At 63.2% G+C, this 20,173-nt stretch carries 20 protein-coding genes; 17 read left to right on the top strand and 3 right to left on the bottom strand.

Annotated features, from left to right (window positions below; translation table 11 throughout):
• The first annotated feature begins 74 nt into the window (after nucleotides 1–74).
• From bamA to ACEN42_RS09025, 8 genes are all read left to right on the top strand, one after another.
• Nucleotides 75–2,387: an outer membrane protein assembly factor BamA gene (gene bamA, locus ACEN42_RS09060; protein WP_187604905.1), complete on the top strand. Its 2,313-nt coding sequence runs from the start codon at nucleotides 75–77 to the stop codon at nucleotides 2,385–2,387.
• An 82-nt stretch (nucleotides 2,388–2,469) separates the two neighbouring features.
• Complete coding sequence (locus ACEN42_RS09055) at nucleotides 2,470–3,000, top strand: OmpH family outer membrane protein (RefSeq protein WP_187604904.1); 531 nt, start codon at nucleotides 2,470–2,472, stop codon at nucleotides 2,998–3,000.
• Nucleotides 3,001–3,028: 28 nt separating this feature from the next.
• Nucleotides 3,029–4,120 carry a UDP-3-O-(3-hydroxymyristoyl)glucosamine N-acyltransferase gene (gene lpxD, locus ACEN42_RS09050; RefSeq protein WP_309881917.1) on the top strand — a complete coding sequence of 364 codons (1,092 nt, stop codon included), beginning with the start codon at nucleotides 3,029–3,031 and terminating at the stop codon, nucleotides 4,118–4,120.
• A 125-nt stretch (nucleotides 4,121–4,245) separates the two neighbouring features.
• Nucleotides 4,246–4,704 (top strand): 3-hydroxyacyl-ACP dehydratase FabZ, encoded by a 459-nt coding sequence (fabZ, locus tag ACEN42_RS09045; protein ID WP_187604903.1) that lies wholly within the window; start codon nucleotides 4,246–4,248, stop codon nucleotides 4,702–4,704.
• 63 nt (nucleotides 4,705–4,767) lie between these two features.
• The gene (lpxA, locus tag ACEN42_RS09040; RefSeq protein WP_187604902.1) at nucleotides 4,768–5,556 is read left to right on the top strand and encodes an acyl-ACP--UDP-N-acetylglucosamine O-acyltransferase; all 789 of its coding nucleotides are present in this window, start codon (nucleotides 4,768–4,770) and stop codon (nucleotides 5,554–5,556) included.
• A gap of 12 nt (nucleotides 5,557–5,568) precedes the next feature.
• Nucleotides 5,569–6,735, top strand: coding sequence for a lipid-A-disaccharide synthase (lpxB, locus tag ACEN42_RS09035; protein WP_371879747.1), 1,167 nt, complete (start codon nucleotides 5,569–5,571; stop codon nucleotides 6,733–6,735).
• Nucleotides 6,735–7,436 carry a ribonuclease HII gene (gene rnhB, locus ACEN42_RS09030; protein ID WP_371881098.1) on the top strand — a complete coding sequence of 234 codons (702 nt, stop codon included), beginning with the start codon at nucleotides 6,735–6,737 and terminating at the stop codon, nucleotides 7,434–7,436. Before lpxB ends, rnhB begins: the two co-directional genes overlap by 1 nt.
• Nucleotides 7,437–7,453: 17 nt before the next feature.
• On the top strand, nucleotides 7,454–8,230 hold the full coding sequence (locus ACEN42_RS09025; protein WP_238210451.1) for an RNA methyltransferase: 777 nt from the start codon (nucleotides 7,454–7,456) through the stop codon (nucleotides 8,228–8,230).
• A gap of 6 nt (nucleotides 8,231–8,236) precedes the next feature.
• On the opposite strand, the gene ACEN42_RS09020 is transcribed toward ACEN42_RS09025, so the two are convergent.
• Complete coding sequence (locus ACEN42_RS09020; RefSeq protein WP_035498887.1) at nucleotides 8,237–9,055, bottom strand: pyruvate, water dikinase regulatory protein; 819 nt, start codon at nucleotides 9,053–9,055, stop codon at nucleotides 8,237–8,239.
• 147 nt (nucleotides 9,056–9,202) lie between these two features.
• On the opposite strand from ACEN42_RS09020, the gene ACEN42_RS09015 reads away from it, so the two are divergent.
• The 4 genes from ACEN42_RS09015 (at nucleotide 9,203) to ACEN42_RS09000 (ending at nucleotide 13,445) form a co-directional block, all read left to right on the top strand.
• Nucleotides 9,203–9,499: a hypothetical protein gene (locus ACEN42_RS09015; RefSeq protein WP_250483508.1), complete on the top strand. Its 297-nt coding sequence runs from the start codon at nucleotides 9,203–9,205 to the stop codon at nucleotides 9,497–9,499.
• Between the two features lie 44 nt (nucleotides 9,500–9,543).
• Nucleotides 9,544–11,961 carry a phosphoenolpyruvate synthase gene (gene ppsA, locus ACEN42_RS09010; protein ID WP_187604897.1) on the top strand — a complete coding sequence of 806 codons (2,418 nt, stop codon included), beginning with the start codon at nucleotides 9,544–9,546 and terminating at the stop codon, nucleotides 11,959–11,961.
• Nucleotides 11,962–12,056: 95 nt separating this feature from the next.
• Nucleotides 12,057–12,485, top strand: coding sequence for an NfeD family protein (locus ACEN42_RS09005; protein WP_371879746.1), 429 nt, complete (start codon nucleotides 12,057–12,059; stop codon nucleotides 12,483–12,485).
• A 33-nt stretch (nucleotides 12,486–12,518) separates the two neighbouring features.
• Nucleotides 12,519–13,445: an SPFH domain-containing protein gene (locus ACEN42_RS09000; protein ID WP_187604895.1), complete on the top strand. Its 927-nt coding sequence runs from the start codon at nucleotides 12,519–12,521 to the stop codon at nucleotides 13,443–13,445.
• Between the two features lie 44 nt (nucleotides 13,446–13,489).
• Here ACEN42_RS09000 and smpB read toward each other — a convergent pair whose 3' ends face one another.
• Nucleotides 13,490–13,939: an SsrA-binding protein SmpB gene (gene smpB, locus ACEN42_RS08995; protein WP_035498881.1), complete on the bottom strand. Its 450-nt coding sequence runs from the start codon at nucleotides 13,937–13,939 to the stop codon at nucleotides 13,490–13,492.
• 119 nt (nucleotides 13,940–14,058) lie between these two features.
• On the opposite strand from smpB, the gene ACEN42_RS08990 reads away from it, so the two are divergent.
• The gene (locus tag ACEN42_RS08990) at nucleotides 14,059–14,496 is read left to right on the top strand and encodes a type II toxin-antitoxin system RatA family toxin (protein WP_035498879.1); all 438 of its coding nucleotides are present in this window, start codon (nucleotides 14,059–14,061) and stop codon (nucleotides 14,494–14,496) included.
• On the top strand, nucleotides 14,493–14,816 hold the full coding sequence (locus ACEN42_RS08985; RefSeq protein WP_187604894.1) for an RnfH family protein: 324 nt from the start codon (nucleotides 14,493–14,495) through the stop codon (nucleotides 14,814–14,816). The genes ACEN42_RS08990 and ACEN42_RS08985 overlap by 4 nt, the downstream gene beginning before the upstream one ends.
• Before the next feature lie 6 nt (nucleotides 14,817–14,822).
• Here the strand turns inward: ACEN42_RS08985 and ACEN42_RS08980 are convergent, their stop codons facing one another.
• Complete coding sequence (locus tag ACEN42_RS08980) at nucleotides 14,823–15,803, bottom strand: DMT family transporter (protein ID WP_371879745.1); 981 nt, start codon at nucleotides 15,801–15,803, stop codon at nucleotides 14,823–14,825.
• Nucleotides 15,804–16,015: 212 nt separating this feature from the next.
• Between ACEN42_RS08980 and guaB the strand changes: the two genes are divergently transcribed.
• From guaB to guaA, 3 genes are all read left to right on the top strand, one after another.
• On the top strand, nucleotides 16,016–17,476 hold the full coding sequence (guaB, locus tag ACEN42_RS08975; protein ID WP_187604892.1) for an IMP dehydrogenase: 1,461 nt from the start codon (nucleotides 16,016–16,018) through the stop codon (nucleotides 17,474–17,476).
• A 15-nt stretch (nucleotides 17,477–17,491) separates the two neighbouring features.
• Nucleotides 17,492–18,319 carry a hypothetical protein gene (locus tag ACEN42_RS08970; RefSeq protein ID WP_371879744.1) on the top strand — a complete coding sequence of 276 codons (828 nt, stop codon included), beginning with the start codon at nucleotides 17,492–17,494 and terminating at the stop codon, nucleotides 18,317–18,319.
• A gap of 166 nt (nucleotides 18,320–18,485) precedes the next feature.
• On the top strand, nucleotides 18,486–20,069 hold the full coding sequence (guaA, locus tag ACEN42_RS08965) for a glutamine-hydrolyzing GMP synthase (RefSeq protein ID WP_187604890.1): 1,584 nt from the start codon (nucleotides 18,486–18,488) through the stop codon (nucleotides 20,067–20,069).
• Nucleotides 20,070–20,173: the final 104 nt, after the last annotated feature.

The following is a 20,173-nucleotide window of genomic DNA, read 5'->3' as shown; positions in this document are numbered from 1 at the left end:
ACTTTGACAATTTCTGGCGGCGCGTTTCGAGCGACCGCCGGAACGAATGCAGCTTTAAATACTGGGGAAGCACGTTGTTCAAACCTCATCGCTTTGTTCCTAAGACGGCTGTGGCCGCGGCACTCGCCGCAACGGGTATGGCGGCGCACGCCACCACGCCGTTCGTCGTGCAGGATATTCGGATCGACGGTCTCCAACGCATCGAGCCGGGCTCCGTGTTCGCTTATCTGCCGATCAAGCAAGGCGACACCTTCACCGACGACAAGGCCTCCGAAGCGATTCGCGCACTCTACGCGACGGGCTTCTTCAATGACGTTCAGATCGCAACCGAAGGCAACGTGGTGGTCGTGCAGGTGCAGGAGCGCCCGGCCATCTCGGCTATCGATTTCGCGGGCCTGCACGAGTTCGACAAGGACAATCTCACGAAGGCGCTGCGCTCGGTCGGTCTGTCGCAAGGCCGCTCCTACGACAAGGCGCTCGTCGACAAGGCGGAGCAGGAGCTCAAGCGCCAGTATCTGACGCGCGGCTACTACGCGGCGGAAGTCACGACCACCGTGACGCCTGTCGACCGCAACCGCGTCGCCATTCTGTTTTCCGTCGCGGAAGGTCCGAGCGCGAAGATCCGCCAGATCAACTTCGTCGGCAACAAGGCGGTGAGTTCGGGCACGTTGCTCGGCGAAATGCAGCTCTCCACGCCGAACTGGTTCTCTTGGTACACGAAGAGCGATCTCTACGCGAAGGAAAAGCTCACGGGCGACCTCGAGAACGTGCGCTCGTACTACCTGAACCGCGGTTACCTCGAGTTCAGCATCGATTCCACGCAGGTGTCGATCTCGCCGGACAAGAAGGACATGTATCTGACGATCGCCGTGCATGAAGGCGAGCCGTACAAGATCAGCAGCATCAAGCTCTCGGGCAATCTGCTCGACCGCGAGGCCGAGCTCAACAAGCTCATCAAGATCAAACCGGGCGAGCGCTTCTCCGCGGAGAAACTGCAGGCGACGACCAAAGCCATCGTCGACAAGCTCGGCGAATACGGCTACGCGTTCGCGCAGGTCAACGCGCAGCCGCAGATCGATCAGTCGAACCACACCGTGGCGCTCACGCTGCAAGTCGACCCGAGCCGCCGCGTGTACGTGCGGCGCGTGAACATCGTCGGCAATACGCGCACGCGCGACGAAGTGGTCCGTCGTGAAATGCGCCAGCTCGAAAGCTCGTGGTTCGATTCGAGCCGCCTCGCATTGTCGAAGGACCGGGTCAACCGTCTCGGCTACTTCACCGACGTGGACGTCACCACGACGCCCGTGGAAGGCACGAACGACCAGGTCGACGTGGACGTGAAGGTCGCGGAAAAGCCGACCGGCGCGATCACACTGGGCGCGGGTTTCTCGTCGACGGACAAGGTGGTGCTGTCGGCGGGCGTGTCGCAGGACAACGTGTTCGGCTCGGGCACGAGTCTCGCGGTCAACGTGAACACCGCGAAGACGTACCGCACGCTGACCGTGACGCAGGTCGATCCGTACTTCACGATCGACGGCATCAAACGTATCACCGACGCGTACTACCGTACGTATCAGCCGCTGTACTACTCGACCGATTCGAGCTTCAAGATCATCACGATGGGTGCGGACACCAAGTTCGGCATCCCGTTCTCCGAGCAGGACACGGTGTTCTTCGGCGTCGGCGCCGAACAGAACACGATGGACGTGGACTCGAACACGCCGCAGTCCTACATCAACTACGTGAACGAGTTCGGCCGCGTGGTGAACAACTATCCGCTGACGATGGGCTGGTCGCGCGACAATCGCGACAGCGCGCTCGTCCCGAGCCGCGGCTACTACATCCAGTCGAACGCGGAATACGGCACGCCGCTCGGCAACACGACCTACGCGAAATTCGACGCGCAGTTCCAGTATTACTACTCGTTCGCGCGCGGCTTCGTGCTCGGTTTCAACCTGCAGGGCGGCTACGGCAAGGGCCTGCAAGGTCAGACGTACCCGATCTTCAAGAACTACTATGCGGGTGGTATCGGTTCGGTGCGCGGCTACTCGCCGAGCTCGCTGGGTCCGCGCGACGCGAAGACGAACGACCCGATCGGCGGCTCGCGCATGGCGGTCGGCAACATCGAGCTGACATTCCCGCTTCCGGGCACGGGCTACGACCGCACGCTGCGAGTCTTCACCTTCCTCGATGCCGGTAACGTCTGGGGCGACCCGAACCAGGGCGGCACGAGCGGCGGTGCGAACGGCTTGCGCTACGGCTACGGTGTGGGTCTCGCGTGGATCTCGCCGATCGGCCCGCTCAAGCTGAGCCTTGGCTTCCCGCTGCAGAAGCACGAAGGCGACCAGTATCAGAAGTTCCAGTTCCAGATCGGTACGGCCTTCTAAACGGTATGCCGACTGTCACGAACTTCATCCATTCAGACGTAACGTGAGGAACACTTTGGGAACCGGTAAGCATTCGAAACATATGGCGCTGGCGCTTGCGTTGTCGATGGTTCTCGGCCTGGGCACGGCGATGTCCGCCAGTGCTCAGGAAGCGCGCATCGCTGCGGTCAATTCGGACCGCATCCTGCGCGAATCTGCAGCGGCGAAAGCCGCTCAGTCGAAGCTCGAGCAGGAATTCTCCAAACGCGACAAGGCGCTGCAGGACATGGCGCAGCGTCTGAAGGCGATGTCGGACAACATCGATAAAAACGGTTCCTCGATGTCGCCGACCGACCGCGCTGCGCGCCAGCGCGACCTCGCGCAACTCGACGCGGACTTCCAGCGCAAGCAGCGCGAGTTCCGCGAAGACCTGAACCAGCGCCGCAACGAAGAACTCGCGGCGGTGCTGGATCGCGCGAACAAGGTGATCAAGCAGATCGCCGAGCAGCAGCACTACGATCTGATCGTGCAGGAGGCGGTGTACGTGAGTCCGCGCATCGACATCACGGATCAGGTGCTGAAGGCGCTGGCCGCGGGCGCGACCGGCACGGGTTCGCTCACGAGCCCGAACTGACGAGGACTGAGACGAGATGGCATCAGGCATGGCGATCACGCTCGACGAACTGGTGAAGCGCTTCGGCGGCGAGGTGGTCGGTGACGGCGCGCACGCGGTCGGGAGTCTCGCACCTCTCGACAAGGCTGGCTCGGCACAGCTCGCGTTTCTCGCGAATCAGAAGTATCTGCCGCAGGTCGAGACGACGCGCGCCGGCGCGGTGCTGATTTCCCCGGCCGATCTCGAGAAGGTGACGAATCGCGCGGGCAGTAATTTCATCGTCACGCCGAACCCCTACGCTTATTTCGCGCGCGTGGCGCAGGCGTTCATCGATCTGGCGACGCCCAAGGCGAGGCCGGGCGTGCATCCCAGCGCCTATGTCGATCCGGACGCGAAGGTCGCGGCGAGCGCCGTGATCGGACCGCACGTGACGGTGGAGGCGGGCGCCGTCATCGGCGAGCGCGTGAAGCTGGATGCGGGCGTGGTCGTCGGCCGGGGCGTGAAGCTCGGCGACGACGTGCATCTGTATCCCAACGTCACCGTCTATCACGGCTGCAAGTTCGGCGCGCGCGTGATCGTGCACGCGGGCGCGGTTATCGGCGCGGACGGCTTCGGCTTCGCGCCGGATTTCGTCGGCGAGGGCGATGCGCGCACCGGCAGCTGGGTCAAGATTCCGCAGGTCGGCGCGGTGGATATCGCAGACGACGTGGAAATCGGTGCGAACACGACCATCGATCGCGGCGCGATGGCCGATACCGTCATCGAGGAATGCGTGAAGATCGACAACCTCGTGCAGATCGGTCACAACTGCCGCATCGGCGCGTACACGGTGATCGCCGGCTGCGCGGGCATCGCGGGCAGCACGAACATCGGCAAGCATTGCATGATCGGCGGGGCGGTGGGTATCGCGGGCCATGTGACGCTCGCGGACTATGTGATCGTCACGGCGCAATCAGGCGTCTCGAAATCGCTCCTGAAACCCGGCATGTACACGAGCGCGTTTCCGGCCGTGCCGCACGGCGACTGGAACAAGAGCGCGGCCATCATGCGCAATCTGGACAAGCTGCGCGATCGCATCAAGTCGCTGGAAACAGCGCTCGCCGATACAGCCAAGCGTGGCGATACGAGCGGCGACGAATAAGCAAGAACCTCGCGCAGAGCGGGCTCATCCAAGCCGCCGAAGCGCCAAGAGCAATTCCGGGCGGGCGTCCGATACGGCCCGCCATCCAAATTTCCGCGCCTGACGCGCGCGTGAGCAGAACGACCATGAGCACAGAAAAAATCAATCTCGACATCCACAAGATCCTCACGCTGCTGCCGCATCGCTACCCGATCCTGCTCGTGGACCGCGTGCTCGAACTCGAGCCGCACAAGAGCATCAAAGCGTTGAAGAACGTGACGATCAACGAGCCGTACTTCCAGGGCCACTTCCCGACGCGGCCGGTGATGCCGGGCGTGCTGATCCTCGAAGCGCTCGCGCAGACCGCGGCGCTGCTGACCTTCGCGGAAGAGCCGCACGATCCTAGCAACACGCTCTATTACTTCGTCGGCATCGACGGTGCGCGCTTCAAGCGCGTGGTGGAACCGGGCGATCAGTTGATCCTCAACGTCCACTTCGAGCGGTACATGCGAGGCATCTGGAAGTTCAAGGCGCGCGCCGAGGTCGATGGCGCGACCGCGGCCGAAGCCGAGCTCATGTGTACCGTCAAGAGCACGGACGCCTGAGGCATCTGCGTTCACTCCGCGTTCATCGTAACAAGCAGCACGAACAGCATAGGCGAAATGCGCATGAGCAAGATTCACCCAACCGCGATCATCGAGCCGGGCGCCCAGCTCGACGAGTCCGTCGAGATCGGGCCGTACGCGATCGTCGGTTCGCACGTCGTGATCGGCGCGGGCACGACCGTCGGCTCGCACAGCGTGATCGAAGGCCACACGACGATCGGCCGCGACAACAGCATCGGCCATTACGCATCGATCGGCGGCCGTCCGCAGGACATGAAGTACAAGGGCGAGCCGACGCGCCTCGAAATCGGCGACCGCAACACAATCCGCGAATTCACGACGCTGCACACGGGCACGGCGCAGGATCAGGGCTTGACGTCGATCGGCAGCGATTGCTGGATCATGGCGTACGTGCACGTCGGCCACGACTGCCGGCTCGGCGACAACGTCATCATGTCGAGCAACGCGCAACTGGCCGGGCACGTGTTCGTCGGCGATCACGCGATCATCGGCGGGATGTCGGGCGTGCATCAGTTCGTGCGCATCGGCGCGCATTCGATGCTCGGCGGCGCTTCGGCGCTCGTGCAGGACGTGCCGCCCTTCGTCATCGCGGCCGGCAACAAAGCTGAGCCGCACGGCATCAACGTCGAAGGACTGCGCCGCCGCGGCTTCACGCCCGAAGCGATCTCGGCGCTGCGTTCGGCGTATCGCATCGTCTACAAGAGCGGTCTGTCGCTCGAAGAGGCGAAGGTGCAGTTGAAGGAACTGAGCACGGCAGGCGGCGAGGGCGACGAACCCGTCACGGCATTTTCGGATTTCATCGCGGCGTCGCAGCGCGGCATCATCCGCTAGACACGCCGCCCGATGACCCTGATCACCAACCCGCCACGCATCGCGATGGTCGCGGGCGAGCCCTCTGGCGACCTGCTCGCGGCCTCGCTGCTCAAGGGCCTCACGCAAACCCTGCCGGAAGGCACGCGCTATAGCGGTATCGGCGGCCCGCGCATGACAGCCGAAGGCTTCGAAGCGCACTGGCCGATGGACAAGCTGACCGTGCGCGGCTATGTCGAAGCCCTGAGGCATATCCCCGAAATTCTCGGCATCCGCAACGAGATCAAGCGTCAGTTGCTCGCGGAGCCGCCGTCGGTGTTCATCGGCGTGGACGCGCCGGATTTCAATTTCGGCCTCGAACAGCCGCTGCGCGAAGCAGGCATTCCGACCGTGCATTTCGTGTGTCCGTCGATCTGGGCGTGGCGCGGCGGCCGCATCAAGAAGATCGCGAAAGCGGTCGATCACATGCTGTGCGTGTTTCCGTTCGAGACCGCGTTGCTGGCTAAGGCGGGCGTGGAGGCGAGCTACGTCGGTCATCCGCTCGCCGACGAAATTCCGCTCGAACCCGACGTCATGGGCGCGCGCCGCGAACTCGGCATCGCGCAGGGCGGGCCGGTGATCGCCGTGCTGCCCGGCAGCCGCCGCTCGGAAATTTCGCTGATCGGTCCGACCTTCTTCGATGCGATGGAACTGATGCAGCGTCGCGAGCCCGGCGTGCGCTTCCTGATGCCCGCGGCGAATCCGGCGTTGCGCGAGTTGCTTCAGCCGCTCGTGGACGCGCATCCGAATCTTTCGCTGACGATCACCGATGGCCGCGCGCAAACCGCGATGACCGCCGCCGACGCGATTCTCGTGAAAAGCGGCACGGTGACGCTGGAAGCGGCGCTGCTCAAGAAGCCGATGGTCATCTCGTACAAGGTGCCGTGGCTGACGGGCCAGATCATGAAGCGGCAGGGTTATCTGCCGTACGTCGGTTTGCCGAACATTCTGGCGGGCCGTTTCGTCGTGCCGGAAATCCTCCAGCACTTCGCGACGCCCGAGGCGCTCGCCGACGCAACGCTGAAACAGTTGAACGACGACGCCAACCGCCGTACCCTGACGGAAATCTTCACCGACATGCACATCGCGCTGCGCCAGAACACGTCGCAAAAAGCGGCCGAGGCGGTCGCGCGAGTGCTCGAAACGCGGAGGCCGCGATGATGGCGGCGAAACCATCGGCTCAGGCAGGACTCGATTTCAGCTCACCTTTCGACATCATCTGCGGCGTCGATGAGGCGGGGCGCGGTCCGCTGGCCGGCCCGGTCGTGGCAGCGGCCGTGATTTTCGATCCCGCGAAGCCGCGCATCAACGGTCTCGACGATTCCAAAGCGCTGACCGCCAAAAGGCGCGAGGAGCTCTACGAGAAGATCGTCGATCGCGCGCTCGCGTTTTGCATCGCGTCGGCGAGCGTCGAGGAAATCGACACGATCAACATCCTGCACGCGAGCATGCTCGCGATGAAGCGCGCGGTGGAAGGCCTTTCGGTCGCGCCGACGCTCGTCAAGGTCGACGGCAACCGCTGCCCGACGCTGTCAATTCGCGCCGAAGCCGTGATCGGCGGCGATGCGCTCATCAAGCAGATTTCGGCGGCATCGATTCTCGCGAAGGTCACGCGAGATCGCATGCTGGTCGAGCTTCACGAAACCTTTCCGGTGTACGGCTTCGATGCGCATGCCGGCTACGGCACGCCGCAGCATCTCAGGGCGCTGCGCGAGCATGGCCCGTGCGAGCATCATCGGCGTTCGTTCGCGCCGGTGCGCGAGGCGCATATCCGCTTCGGCTCGGTGCTGCCCGAGCTCGCGCCGGAAGTGCTTCAGGTCGCCGCGGCGCTCGAAGACGATCCCGATTCGCTCGCTTTCTGAGCGGCACTCAATTCAACGTGAAATCCATCACTTCGCGGGACAATCCGCTCTATAAGCGCATCAAGGCGCTGGCCGGCTCTACCGCGCAGCAGCGTCGCAGCGGCCATGCGCTGCTCGAAGGCCTGCATCTGGCGTCGGCCTATCTCGATGCAGCCGGACAGCCCGAAACGTGCGTGGTCACCGAAGGTGCGCTCACGCATGAGGAAGCCCGCGACATCGTCGCGCGTATCGAGGAAAAGCGGGTCGTCGTTTTGCCGGACGCGCTCTTCGGACAGCTTTCGAGCGTCGTGCACGGCGTCGGCATGCTGTTGCTCGTCGAGAAAATCGATGCCGAGTTGCCCGCGCGCGTCGCCGAAACCTGCGTGATTCTCGACGGCATCCAGGACGCGGGCAATGTCGGCTCGATTCTGCGCAGCGCGGCGGCGGCGGGCATCACGCGTGTGTTCTGCGCGCCGGGCACCGCGTACGCGTGGTCATCGAAGGTGCTGCGCTCGGGCATGGGCGCGCACTTCCTGCTGGATATTTTCGAAGACGTGGATTCCGCGGATCTGATCGCGCGGCTCGATGCGCCCGTGACCATCACCGATTCGCATGGCGCGGTCGCGCTCTACGATTGCGATCTGTCGGGCGCGCTGGCGTGGGTGTTCGGCAATGAGGGCGCGGGCGTGTCGCAGGTCTGGCGCGATGCCGTGACGCATCGCGTGACCATTCCGCAGCCGGGCGGGATGGAGTCGCTCAACGTGGCGGCCGCGGCGGCGATCTGTCTTTTCGAGCAGTGCCGCCAGCAGCGCTGAGCATAATCAGTAATACGACGGCCGTTCCGGCTTGATTTCCTGCAGGATCGTCGTGGCGATTTCCTCGATCGACTTGTGCGTCGACGAAAGCCACTTGACGCCCTCGCGCTTCATCATCATTTCCGCTTCGTTGATCTCGTAGCGGCAGTTCTCCAGCGCCGCGTACTTGCTGCCCGGGCGACGCTCGTTGCGAATTTCCGCGAGCCGCTGCGCATCGATCGAAAGGCCGAACATCTTCGCCCGATGTTCGAGCAAAGGCGTAGGCAGCTTGCCGCGCTCGAAGTCTTCGGGAATCAGCGGATAGTTCGCGGCCTTCACGCCATATTGCATCGCCAGATAGAGGCTCGTCGGCGTTTTGCCGCTGCGCGATACGCCGACCAGAATGACATCGGCATCGGCGAGGTTGCGGTTGGACTGGCCGTCGTCGTGCGCGAGCGAGAAGTTGATCGCCTCGATGCGATTCTTGTATTCCTCGGTGTCGGCATTCTGGTGGACGCGGCCCATCGCGTGCGTCGACTTCATTTCCAGTTCGTGTTCGAGCGGCTCGATGAAGGTCTGGAACATGTCGAGGACGAGCGCGTTGCAGCCCTTGACGACTTCGTTCGACGCGCTGTCGACGAGCGTGGTAAAGACGATCGGACGGCGGCCATCGAGGTCCACAACCTCGTTGATCTTTTCCACCGTCGCGTACGCCTTGTCGATCGAATCGACGAACGGCACGCGCACGAGCCGGAATTTTTGATCGAACTGGGCGAGGATCGAATGCGCGAAGGTTTCGGCAGTGATCCCGGTCCCGTCGGAAACGATGAATACGGAAGGCGGCATCGGCAAAAGACCAAATGGGGAACGAGTTGGGGCGGGCGCGCTCAAACGGTAACACGCGAAATAGACCGCGGGAACGCCCTGCACGGCTCACGAAAGCGCCTGTGTTACATTGGTTGCCCAGCGGTGTGCGCCGGCGAACCGAGCGGCGTGAAAGACTTCGATTTTGCCGTGGAATTACTGTCTCTGCCGAAACAAATTGAGAATCGGCACGGTAGAATAGCGGCAACCTGTTCGATAAGCAATTGCGGACAAATTGATTCGGATTTTCGTCAAATCGCGGTGGGTTCGTCGGTTTTGGCAGCAAAAACCTACGATTTCGAGCAGATTTCAGACGTCCCGCTTCTTTTTGCAACGCGCCCGGCTCCGGTGACGCGCTCCCCGATGGTTTATCAAACAGGTTGTACGAGATGCGGCCGCGCTTCCAATGAGCGCCGCCGCATATGAGCCCACTCGTGCGATCGTGAATTCCATCCACCTTAGGGGCTTGTATGACTAACGCAGTTAATGTTGCGAAAGATGTCGCAAAGGATCAGGCGTATGTAGTTCCATTCGAGCAGTTGCGAATGACCGACGTGGAAATCGTCGGTGGCAAGAATGCGTCGCTCGGCGAAATGATCAGCCAGCTTTCCGAAGCGGGCGTTCGTGTGCCGACGGGCTTTGCCACAACTGCGCTCGCATTCCGCGATTTCCTCCAGCACAACGACCTGACCGAGCGCATCGCCAAGCGTCTCGAGACGCTCGACGTCGACGACGTGAAATCCCTTGCCGAAGCGGGCAAGGAAATCCGCCAGTGGATCGTCGACGCGCCGATGCAGCCGCGTCTCGAAGACGAAATCCGCCGCGGTTTCGAAGTGCTCCAGAACAGCTCGCCCGAAGAGCTTTCGTTCGCCGTGCGCTCGTCGGCGACCGCCGAGGACTTGCCGGACGCATCGTTCGCGGGCCAGCAGGAAAGCTATCTGAACGTGGTCGGCATCGAGGACGTACTCGATCGCATGAAGCACGTGTTCGCGTCGCTCTACAACGACCGCGCCATCTCCTATCGCGTCCACAAGGGCTTCACGCATGCAGAAGTCGCGTTGTCGGCGGGCGTGCAGCGCATGGTGCGCTCGGACGTCGGCGCGGCGGGCGTGATGTTCACCATCGACACCGAATCGGGCTTCAAGGAAACCGTGTTCATCACGTCGAGCTACGGCCTCGGCGAGACGGTCGTGCAGGGCGCGGTGAATCCGGACGAGTTCCACGTCTTCAAGACCACGCTCGAACAGGGCAAGTACCCGATCATCCGCCGCTCGATCGGCTCGAAGCTCATCAAGATGGAGTTCACGAAGCCGGGCGAGCCGGGCCGCGTGAAGACCGTCGACGTGCCGCACGAGCAGCGCAACCGCTTCTCGATCACCGACGAAGACGTGATCGAACTCGCGAAGTACGCGGTGATCATCGAGAAACACTACGAGCGTCCGATGGACATCGAGTGGGGCAAGGACGGCCGCGACGGCAAGATCTTCATTCTCCAGGCGCGCCCCGAGACGGTGAAGAGCCAGGCGTCCGGCAAGGCCGAGATGCGCTTCAAGCTGAAGGGTCAGTCGAACGTGCTGGCGACGGGCCGCGCAATCGGCCAGAAGATCGGCGCGGGCCCCGTGCGCGTGATTCACGATCCGTCGGAGATGGAACGCGTGCAGCCGGGCGACGTGCTCGTCGCCGACATGACCGACCCGAACTGGGAGCCGGTGATGAAGCGCGCATCGGCCATCGTGACGAACCGCGGTGGACGTACGTGCCACGCGGCGATCATCGCGCGTGAACTGGGCGTGCCGGCGGTGGTCGGCTGCGGCGACGCCACCGACGTGCTGAAAGAAGGCGCGCTCGTCACGGTATCGTGCGCGGAAGGCGACGAAGGCAAGATCTACGACGGCCTGCTCGAAACCGAAGTCACGGAAGTGCAGCGCGGCGAGCTGCCGAAGATTCCGGTCAAGATCATGATGAACGTCGGCAATCCGCAGCTTGCGTTCGACTTCGCGCAGTTGCCGAACGCGGGCGTGGGTCTGGCGCGGCTCGAGTTCATCATCAACAACAACATCGGCGTGCATCCGAAGGCGATTCTGGAGTACCCGAACGTCGACGCCGATCTGAAGAAGGCAGTCGAGAGCGTCGCGCGCGGCCATGCGTCGCCGCGTGCGTTCTACGTCGACAAGCTGACGGAAGGCATCGCCACGATCGCGGCCGCGTTCTATCCGAAGCCCGTCATCGTGCGTCTGTCGGACTTCAAGTCGAACGAGTACAAGAAGCTGATCGGCGGTTCGCGCTACGAGCCGGATGAAGAAAACCCGATGCTCGGTTTCCGCGGCGCGTCGCGCTATATCGCGGAAGACTTCGCCGAAGCGTTCCACATGGAATGCATCGCGCTGAAGAAGGTGCGCGAGGAAATGGGTCTGGACAACGTGCAGATCATGGTGCCGTTCGTGCGCACGCTGAACCAGGCGGATCGCGTGATCGAACTGCTGAAAAAGTTCGGTCTCGAGCGCGGCAAGAACGATCTGAAGCTCGTGATGATGTGCGAGGTGCCGTCCAACGCGATTCTCGCGGAGCAGTTCCTGGAGCGCTTCGACGGCTTCTCGATCGGCTCGAACGACTTGACGCAGCTCACGCTCGGCCTCGATCGCGACTCGGGCATGGAACTGCTCGCGGCGGACTTCGACGAGCGCGACGAAGCGGTGCTGTTCATGCTCAAGCGCGCGATCGAAACTTGTCTGCGGCTGAACAAGTACGTCGGCATCTGCGGGCAGGGGCCGTCCGATCATCCGGACCTCGCGGAGTGGCTCGCGAAGGAAGGCATCGAATCGATGTCGCTGAATCCGGACACGATCATCGAGACATGGCAGCAACTGGCGAAGACCTTGTCAAAATAAGTCAGCAGCGCCTTTCCGGTTGCTTTCGGAAAGGCGCGAGCGTGCTATAAAAACACCCCGGACTTCTCCGGGGTGTTTTCGTTTGGAGACCGGCGATGCTAACGAGTGGACTGATTTGGTGGGTCGCGGCGGGCGCGCTGATCGTCGCGGAGCTGTTCACCGGCACGTTCTATCTGCTCATGATCGCGCTGGGCATGATCGCGGGCGGCATCGCTTATGTGTCCGGCGCGCTGCCGCATGTGCAGATGGGCGCGGCGGCCGTCATTGCGCTGATCGCCGTCGTGGTTTTGCGGCGCTCGCGCTTCGGTAGCTGGAAGGGGCGCGATGCATCGCGGGATGCGGCCGTGAATCTCGATATCGGCGCGACGCTGGAAGTGGATCAATGGCGCGATGGCCGCGCGCGCGCAATGTATCGCGGCGCGCAGTGGGACGTCGAACTCGCGCCGGGCGAAACTGAAGGCGCGCGGTACTACCGCATCACGGCGCTGGACGGGAACCGGCTGATCGTCGCGGCCAAACGTTAGACACGCTCGCTCACTATAAGAAGGAGTCACACAATGTATTTCGCGCTCATCGTGCTCATCATCGCCATCGTGATCGTGGTGAACACGGTCAAGATCGTTCCTCAACAGCATGCCTGGGTGCTGGAGCGATTCGGCCGCTATCACGCGACGCTCACGCCGGGTCTCAACATCGTGCTGCCGTTCGTCGATCGCATCGCCTACAAGCACATGCTGAAGGAGATTCCGCTCGAAGTGCCGAGCCAGGTGTGCATCACGCGCGACAACACGCAGTTGCAGGTAGACGGCGTGCTGTACTTTCAGGTGACGGACGCGATGAAGGCGTCGTACGGTTCGAGCAACTTCGTGTTCGCGATCACGCAGTTGTCGCAGACGACCTTGCGCTCGGTCATCGGCAAGCTGGAGCTCGACAAGACGTTCGAGGAGCGCGATTTCATCAATCAAAGCATCGTGAATGCGCTCGACGAAGCCGCGTCGAACTGGGGCGTGAAGGTGCTCCGCTACGAGATCAAGGACCTGACGCCGCCGAAGGAAATCCTTCACGCGATGCAGGCGCAAATCACCGCCGAGCGCGAAAAGCGCGCGCTGATCGCCGCATCCGAAGGCCGCAAGCAGGAGCAGATCAATCTGGCCGCCGGCGCACGTGAGGCCGCGATCCAGAAGTCCGAGGGCGAGCGTCAGGCGGCGATCAATCAGGCGCAGGGCGCGGCATCGGCGATTCTCGCGGTGGCCGAGGCGAACGCGCAAGCCATTCAGAAAGTCGGCACGGCGATTCAGACGACGGGCGGCATGGAAGCGGTGAATCTGAAGATCGCGGAGCAATATGTCGGCGCGTTCGGCAATATTGCGAAGACGGGCAACACGCTGATCGTGCCGGGGAACCTGTCCGATATGAGTTCGATGATCGCGTCGGCGTTGACCATCGTGAGAGGCGAGGGCGGCGGCGTCATCAAGAAGAGCTGACGCGCGGCAAAAGCAAACGGGGCGCTCAAGGCGCCCCGATTCGTTTAACGCGAAGCCGTGCGCATCAGGCGCCCGCGCTCGCGTTCCCAGTCGCGCTTCTTTTCGGTCTCGCGCTTGTCGTGCAGCTTCTTGCCCTTCGCGAGCCCGATCTCGCACTTCACGCGGCCGTCCTTGTAATGGAAGTTGAGCGGCACGAGCGTGTGTCCGCGTTGCTCGACCTTGCCGATGAGCTTGTCGATCTGGTCGCGATGCAGCAGCAGTTTGCGCGTGCGCACCGGATCCAGATTGGCGAACTTCGATGCCTCGGGCAGCGGGCTGATATGCGTGCCGATCAGAAAGAGCTCGCCGTGCTTGATCACGACATAGCCTTCCTTGATTTGCGCTCGGCCCGCGCGCAGCGCCTTGACTTCCCAGCCTTCGAGCACGAGACCGGCCTCGTAGCGCTCTTCGACGAAGTAATCGAAGAAGGCTTTTCTGTTGTCGATGATGCTCATGAATGGAAAGTGCCCAACTCGTTTAAAATCACGATTTTAGCAGCGTGCCGTCCGGCAGACGAACTCCGGCCGTGTTCTCTTGCGCGTTGCAGCCCAATTCAGCCACCGCTGCGCCCTATATGGCAGACGTCCAGAAAACCGTATTGATCCGCCATTCGGCGGAAGAAATGTTCGACCTCGTCACCGATGTCGCCGACTACCCCAATTTCCTGCCCTGGTGCGGCGGCGTCGAAATCGGCCGCCAGGACGAGAACGGCATGGAAGCGAAGATCGACATCAGCTTCAAGGGCATCAAGCAGCACTTCGCGACGCGCAACACGCAGAAGCGTCCGACCACCATCGATATGGAGTTCCTGAGCGGCCCTTTCAAGAAGTTCACCGGTTACTGGCGCTTCACGCCGCTGCGCGCGGACGCGTGCAAGATCGAATTCGCGCTGCACTACGAATTCTCCAATGTGATTCTGGAGAAACTCATCGGGCCGGTGTTCAGCCATATCGCCAACACGTTCGTCGATTCCTTCGTGAAGCGCGCGGATCAACGCTACGGCAAGCGATGATGCATATCGACGTCTGCTACGGCCTGCCCGATCGCGCGTTTCTGAAGCGCGTCGAGTTGCGCGAGGGCGCGACGGTGCGCGACGCAATCGATGCGAGCGGCGTGCTGCTCGTCCATCGCGATATCGATCTGTCGACGCAAAAGGTCGGCGTGTTCGGCAAGGCGAAGGCGCTCGACGCGGCGCTCGCCGACTTCGATCGCGTGGAGATTTATCGGCCGTTGAAAGTCGATCCGAAGGCCGCGCGCCAGCGTCGCGTCGACAAGGCGCGCAAGGCTGGTTCTATCGAAGGCCGCAAGTGGCACTCGAAGGATTCGCGCTGAGCCGTTTCAATGCGCGGGCGCTTCCTTCGCGCCCGCCGGCGCAGGCTCCAGCGTGTGTTGTCTGACCGACCAGAGCACGCCCACGAGCAGCAGCACGATCGCGAGCACTTCTGGCGTACGCGGCCAGCGGCCGTCGTAGACGAAAGCGTAGAGCAGGGCGAAGAGCGTTTCGAAGACGATCATCTGACCCGCGAGCGTGAGCGGCAGGCGTTTCGCCGCCGCATTCCACAGCATGTTGCCGAGCCACGAACCGCCGGTCGCCAGCGCGAAACACACGATCCAGAACACGTGCCAGCGCGCGGCCGGCACGCTCGCCTGAACCGTCCCCGCGGGCAGCATCCAGACGACGGCGCCGAGCACGAGGCCCAGGAGGCCCGTCACGATGCCCCATAGCACGGACCACTCGTTGCCGTCGAAGTGGCGATTTGCTTGCAGATAGCGTGCGTTGACGACCGCGTACCACGTCCACGATGCGAGCGCGCCGAGGGCGCACGCGAGACCGGTCAGGCGCGTGAGCACGCTCGCCGCATGCTCGCTACCGCCCGACGACGACACCACGTCGCTGAACACGTCCAGGTTGATGCACGCGATGCCGGCCAGCACGAGCAGCAAAGGTCCGACGAGCCGCCTGAGATCGATTGCGCCGTGGTCGCGCCGTCCGGCGAGCGTGACGGTGACGGGCAGAATGCCGACGATCAGCGACGAAGGCGCGACGCCCACCAGTTGCACCGCGCTCGCGAGCAGCATGTAGTAGAGCAGGTTGCCGATCAGCGCCAGCTTCACGAGCGCGATGAAATCGGCGCGCGTGAGTTTGGCGAAGAGCCTGCGGGCGAACGGCAGCGCGACCGCGAGCGACACGGCGCCGTACATCAGATAGCGTCCGACGCTCAGCGCGAGGGGCGAAAAATCCGGCAGGAGCCGGGGCGCGAGAAAGATGAAGCCCCAGATCGCTCCCGCTGACATTCCGTACATCACACCGCGCTGCATTGCCCGACTCCCTGTCGTTGTTTCATCTGACGGCACGAAGGGTAGCGTGGGCCCCGGGCGGCCGTCTTGTCGAAAACTGCATATGCGCGAGCGCCCGGCACGCGGGCGCGGACGGCCCGGATTTTGCGGCCGAACGGCCTAAGCTGCTGTTCGGGCAGTGAAAATGCAGGGAACTATCGGTATAATCTGCTTTTGCGCCCATAGGATTTGCCATGCGTCTGATCCAGAAAGCACTCACGTTCGATGACGTGCTCCTCGTGCCCGCGTTTTCCAGCGTTCTCCCGCGCGACACCAGCCTGAAATCACAGCTGACCCGCAATATTTCCCTGAACATGCCTCTCGTGTCCGCCGCCATGGACACGGTCACCGAAGGCCGGCTCGCCATCGCGATGGCGCAGATGGGCGGCATCGGCATCGTTCACAAGAATCTCACTGCCAAGGAGCAGGCCCGCGAAGTCGCGAAAGTGAAGCGCTTCGAGTCGGGCGTCGTGCGCGATCCGATCACAATTCCTCCGCAGATGCGCGTGCGCGACGTCATCGCGCTGACGCAGCAGCATGGCATTTCGGGCTTCCCGGTGGTCGAGGGCGCGCAGCTCATCGGCATCGTCACGAATCGCGACCTGCGTTTCGAAGAACGTCTCGATGAGCCGGTGCGCAACATCATGACCCCGCGCGAGCGTCTCGTGACGGTCAAGGAAGGCACGTCGCTCGCCGAAGCGAAAGCATTGATGCACGGCCATCGCCTGGAACGCGTGCTGGTCGTCAACGATGCGTTCGAGTTGCGCGGCCTGATGACCGTGAAAGACATCACCAAGCAGACGGAAAACCCGGACGCCTGCAAGGACGAAGACGGCAAGCTGCGTGTGGGCGCGGCGGTGGGCGTCGGTCCGGATAACGAAGAGCGCGTCGACCTGCTGGCGCAGGCGGGCGTCGACGTGATCGTCGTCGATACCGCGCACGGCCACAGCCAGGGCGTGCTCGAACGCGTGCGCTGGGTCAAGCAGAATTACCCGCACGTGCAGGTCATCGGCGGCAATATCGCGACGGCGGCGGCGGCGAAATCGCTCGTCGAATACGGCGCGGACGCGGTGAAGGTCGGTATCGGCCCGGGCTCGATCTGCACGACGCGGATCGTCGCGGGTGTCGGCGTGCCGCAGATCACGGCGATCGCCAACGTCTCCGAAGCGCTGCGCGGCACCGGCGTGCCGGTCGTCGCCGACGGCGGCGTGCGCTTCTCGGGCGACGTCTCGAAGGCGCTCGCGGCGGGCGCGAACGTCGTCATGATGGGCAGCATGCTCGCGGGCACGGAAGAATCGCCGGGCGACGTGTTCCTGTATCAGGGCCGTCAATACAAGTCGTACCGCGGCATGGGTTCGGTCGGCGCGATGAAGGACGGCGCGGCGGACCGCTACTTCCAGGACAACTCGGCGAACATCGACAAGCTCGTGCCGGAAGGCATCGAAGGCCGTGTGGCCTACAAGGGCTCGGTCAACGCCATCCTGTTCCAGATTGTCGGCGGTGTGCGCGCGAGCATGGGCTATTGCGGTTGCCGCACGATCAACGAAATGCACGAGAAGGCGGAATTCGTGCAGATCACGGCGGCCGGCATGCGCGAGTCGCATGTGCACGACGTGCAGATCACGAAGGAAGCACCCAACTATCACGTCGACTAATCGCGCGGAGCGATCATGAAACCGTTGCTGCGGGTCGTGCTCGTCATCAATGCCCTGATTTTTCTGGCGTTCGGCCTGCTGTTTCTGCTGACGCCGTGGGCCGGCTTGTACAGCGCGCTGCAACTGGATTCGATCCGCGTGCAACCGGTGTTCGCCGGGCAACTGCTCGGCATCGCGCTCATCGGGCTGTCGTGGCTCGCGTCTCATGCTTCCGTCGATGGCGCATTGACGGCCCGGGCCGCCCGCGTCTCGGGTCACGTGCAGTGGCTCTCGGGCGTCGTGGTGCTGGTCTGGTTGCTCGGGCTGCACGCGCCGCAGGTCGATGGCTTCGGGCAGATCAGCGCGGCGGTGGTCGGCGCCGTGCTGCTCGTACTCGGTTTGGGTAGCGTGAGGCTGTCGTCGGCGGTGCGGCGACGCGAGCGCGCGGCGCTGGCGGGCGCTGCGTCCGCCCAGCGGGCGGAGAAGAAGGCGGCGCAAAAGCGCGAGGATGTTCGCACGAGCGCCACGGTGCCTTCGGCGCGCGTCGAGCCGATCGATACCGCGGTCCGTCCCGCGGCGCGCGCGCCGCAAGCTACGGCCATCGATCCGGTTTCGGGTCGTGCGATCGATTCGGCGGGGCGTCCGCTCGATCCGGCTTCGCCGATCTCATCCGCCGCGGTGCGCGCGCATCCGGACGGCGCCGTCGATCCCGTCACGGGCGGCACGCTCGATCCGGTGACGGGCCGCGCGGTCGATCCGGTCACCGGCAAGCGCATCGAGCCCGTGATCAGCGGCGAGATCGATCCGGCGACGGGCCGAAGAGCCGATCCGCTCGCGCCCGACGCGAGCCACGCACCACGTTGAGGGCGCGAAGCGCATGCCGCAAGCCACGCGAGCGCAGCATCGGAAACACGCAGGACAAGCACGGTCGGCCATTGCGCCGGCCGTCGATTTATTTGCAGGCGGGCCGCGCGACGTCGCGTCCCGGCCGCACAGACATTATTCGTTCACTTAGCCTTTGGCCGCAGCCATGCACGACAAAATCCTGATTCTCGATTTCGGCTCCCAAGTCACCCAGCTGATCGCACGGCGCATCCGCGAGTCGCATGTCTACTCGGAGATCCATCCGTACGACGTCGATGAGACCTTCATCCGCGAATTCGCGCCGAAGGGCATCATCCTGTCGGGCGGCCCGAACTCCGTCACCGAGGCGAAGTCGCCGCGCGCGCCGCAGATCGTCTTCGATCTCGGCGTGCCGGTGCTCGGCATCTGTTACGGCATGCAGACGATGGCCGATCAGCTCGGCGGCAAGGTCGAACTGGGCAACGTGCGCGAATTCGGCTATGCGGAAGTACAGGCGCTGAATCACACGGGTTTTCTGGAAGGCATCGAGGACTTCAAGAGCGGCAAGGACGAGTCGATGCTCAAGGTGTGGATGAGCCACGGCGACAAAGTGGTCGACTTGCCGGCGGGCTTCAAGCTGATGGCCTCGACGCCGTCGTGCCCGATCGCCGCGATGGCCGACGACGACCGTCGCTTCTACGGCCTGCAATGGCATCCGGAAGTCACGCACACGGTGCAGGGCCGCGCGATGCTCGACCGTTTCGTGCTGGAACTGTGCGGCGCGCAGGCGGACTGGGAGATGGGCCATTACATCGACGAAGCCGTGGAGAAGATCCGCGCGCAGGTCGGCAACGAGCATGTGATTCTCGGTTTGTCGGGCGGCGTCGATTCGTCGGTGGCGGCGGCGCTCTTGCATCGCGCGATCGGCGACCAGTTGACGTGCGTGTTCGTCGATCACGGCTTGCTGCGTCAGAACGAGGCGGAGCAGGTGATGTCGACGTTCGCGGATCATCTCGGCGTGAAAGTGATTCACGTCGACGCGAGTGCGGAATTTCTGCAGAAGCTCGCGGGCGTGACCGATCCGGAAGCGAAGCGCAAGATCATCGGCGCGGAGTTCGTCGAGGTGTTCCACAAGGAATCGGACAAGCTCACCGATGCGAAGTGGCTCGCGCAGGGCACGATCTATCCGGACGTGATCGAATCGGCGGGCAAGGGCAAGAAGGGCGCGCACACCATCAAGAGCCACCACAATGTCGGCGGCTTGCCGGAGACGTTGAATCTCAAGCTGCTCGAACCGTTGCGCGAACTCTTCAAGGACGAAGTGCGCGAGCTCGGCGTGAAGCTCGGTTTGCCCCACGCGATGGTGTATCGACATCCGTTCCCGGGGCCGGGTCTCGGCGTGCGGATTCTCGGCGAAGTGAAGCGCGAATTTGCGGATCTGCTGCGTCGCGCGGATGCGATTTTCATCGAGACGCTGCGTAACACCATCGACAAGGAAACGGGCAAGTCGTGGTATGACCTCACGAGCCAGGCGTTTGCGGTGTTTCTGCCGGTGAAGAGCGTCGGCGTGATGGGCGATGGCCGCACTTATGAGTATGTCGTCGCGCTGCGCGCCGTGCAGACGCTTGACTTCATGACGGCGCATTGGGCGCATCTGCCGCATGAGTTGCTGGGGCATGTGAGCAATCGCATCATTAATGAGGTTCGCGGGATCAATCGGGTGGTGTATGACATCTCGGGGAAGCCGCCTGCGACGATTGAGTGGGAGTGAGGCGGGATCTCGTCTCTCGTTGACCCTTGCAGCGCCATCGATTTGCGAAGCTCAATCGCAATTTGATTGATGAAAATTTGTTTGCTCTCAGATGATTCAGTGAG

Origin of the sequence: Caballeronia sp. S22 (assembly GCF_964261745.1) — a bacterium.
Lineage (GTDB): Bacteria > Pseudomonadota > Gammaproteobacteria > Burkholderiales > Burkholderiaceae > Caballeronia > Caballeronia jiangsuensis.
This window is presented reverse-complemented; position numbering and strand designations above follow the sequence as displayed.

Excerpts from the sequence above, each read along its gene's own strand:
- ACEN42_RS08985 (WP_187604894.1), top strand. The coding sequence starts at position 14,493 with ATGATGCATATCGACGTCTGCTACGGCCTGCCCGATCGCGCGTTTCTG.
- ACEN42_RS09000 (WP_187604895.1), top strand. The coding sequence starts at position 12,519 with ATGTATTTCGCGCTCATCGTGCTCATCATCGCCATCGTGATCGTGGTG.
- lpxB (WP_371879747.1), top strand. The coding sequence starts at position 5,569 with ATGACCCTGATCACCAACCCGCCACGCATCGCGATGGTCGCGGGCGAG.
- guaA (WP_187604890.1), top strand. The coding sequence starts at position 18,486 with ATGCACGACAAAATCCTGATTCTCGATTTCGGCTCCCAAGTCACCCAG.
- ACEN42_RS09020 (WP_035498887.1), bottom strand. The coding sequence starts at position 9,055 with ATGCCGCCTTCCGTATTCATCGTTTCCGACGGGACCGGGATCACTGCC.
- lpxA (WP_187604902.1), top strand. The coding sequence starts at position 4,768 with ATGAGCAAGATTCACCCAACCGCGATCATCGAGCCGGGCGCCCAGCTC.
- fabZ (WP_187604903.1), top strand. The coding sequence starts at position 4,246 with ATGAGCACAGAAAAAATCAATCTCGACATCCACAAGATCCTCACGCTG.
- smpB (WP_035498881.1), bottom strand. The coding sequence starts at position 13,939 with ATGAGCATCATCGACAACAGAAAAGCCTTCTTCGATTACTTCGTCGAA.
- ACEN42_RS09005 (WP_371879746.1), top strand. The coding sequence starts at position 12,057 with ATGCTAACGAGTGGACTGATTTGGTGGGTCGCGGCGGGCGCGCTGATC.
- ACEN42_RS08980 (WP_371879745.1), bottom strand. The coding sequence starts at position 15,803 with ATGCAGCGCGGTGTGATGTACGGAATGTCAGCGGGAGCGATCTGGGGC.
- ppsA (WP_187604897.1), top strand. The coding sequence starts at position 9,544 with ATGACTAACGCAGTTAATGTTGCGAAAGATGTCGCAAAGGATCAGGCG.
- lpxD (WP_309881917.1), top strand. The coding sequence starts at position 3,029 with ATGGCGATCACGCTCGACGAACTGGTGAAGCGCTTCGGCGGCGAGGTG.
- ACEN42_RS08970 (WP_371879744.1), top strand. The coding sequence starts at position 17,492 with ATGAAACCGTTGCTGCGGGTCGTGCTCGTCATCAATGCCCTGATTTTT.
- ACEN42_RS08990 (WP_035498879.1), top strand. The coding sequence starts at position 14,059 with ATGGCAGACGTCCAGAAAACCGTATTGATCCGCCATTCGGCGGAAGAA.
- guaB (WP_187604892.1), top strand. The coding sequence starts at position 16,016 with ATGCGTCTGATCCAGAAAGCACTCACGTTCGATGACGTGCTCCTCGTG.
- rnhB (WP_371881098.1), top strand. The coding sequence starts at position 6,735 with ATGGCGGCGAAACCATCGGCTCAGGCAGGACTCGATTTCAGCTCACCT.
- ACEN42_RS09055 (WP_187604904.1), top strand. The coding sequence starts at position 2,470 with ATGGCGCTGGCGCTTGCGTTGTCGATGGTTCTCGGCCTGGGCACGGCG.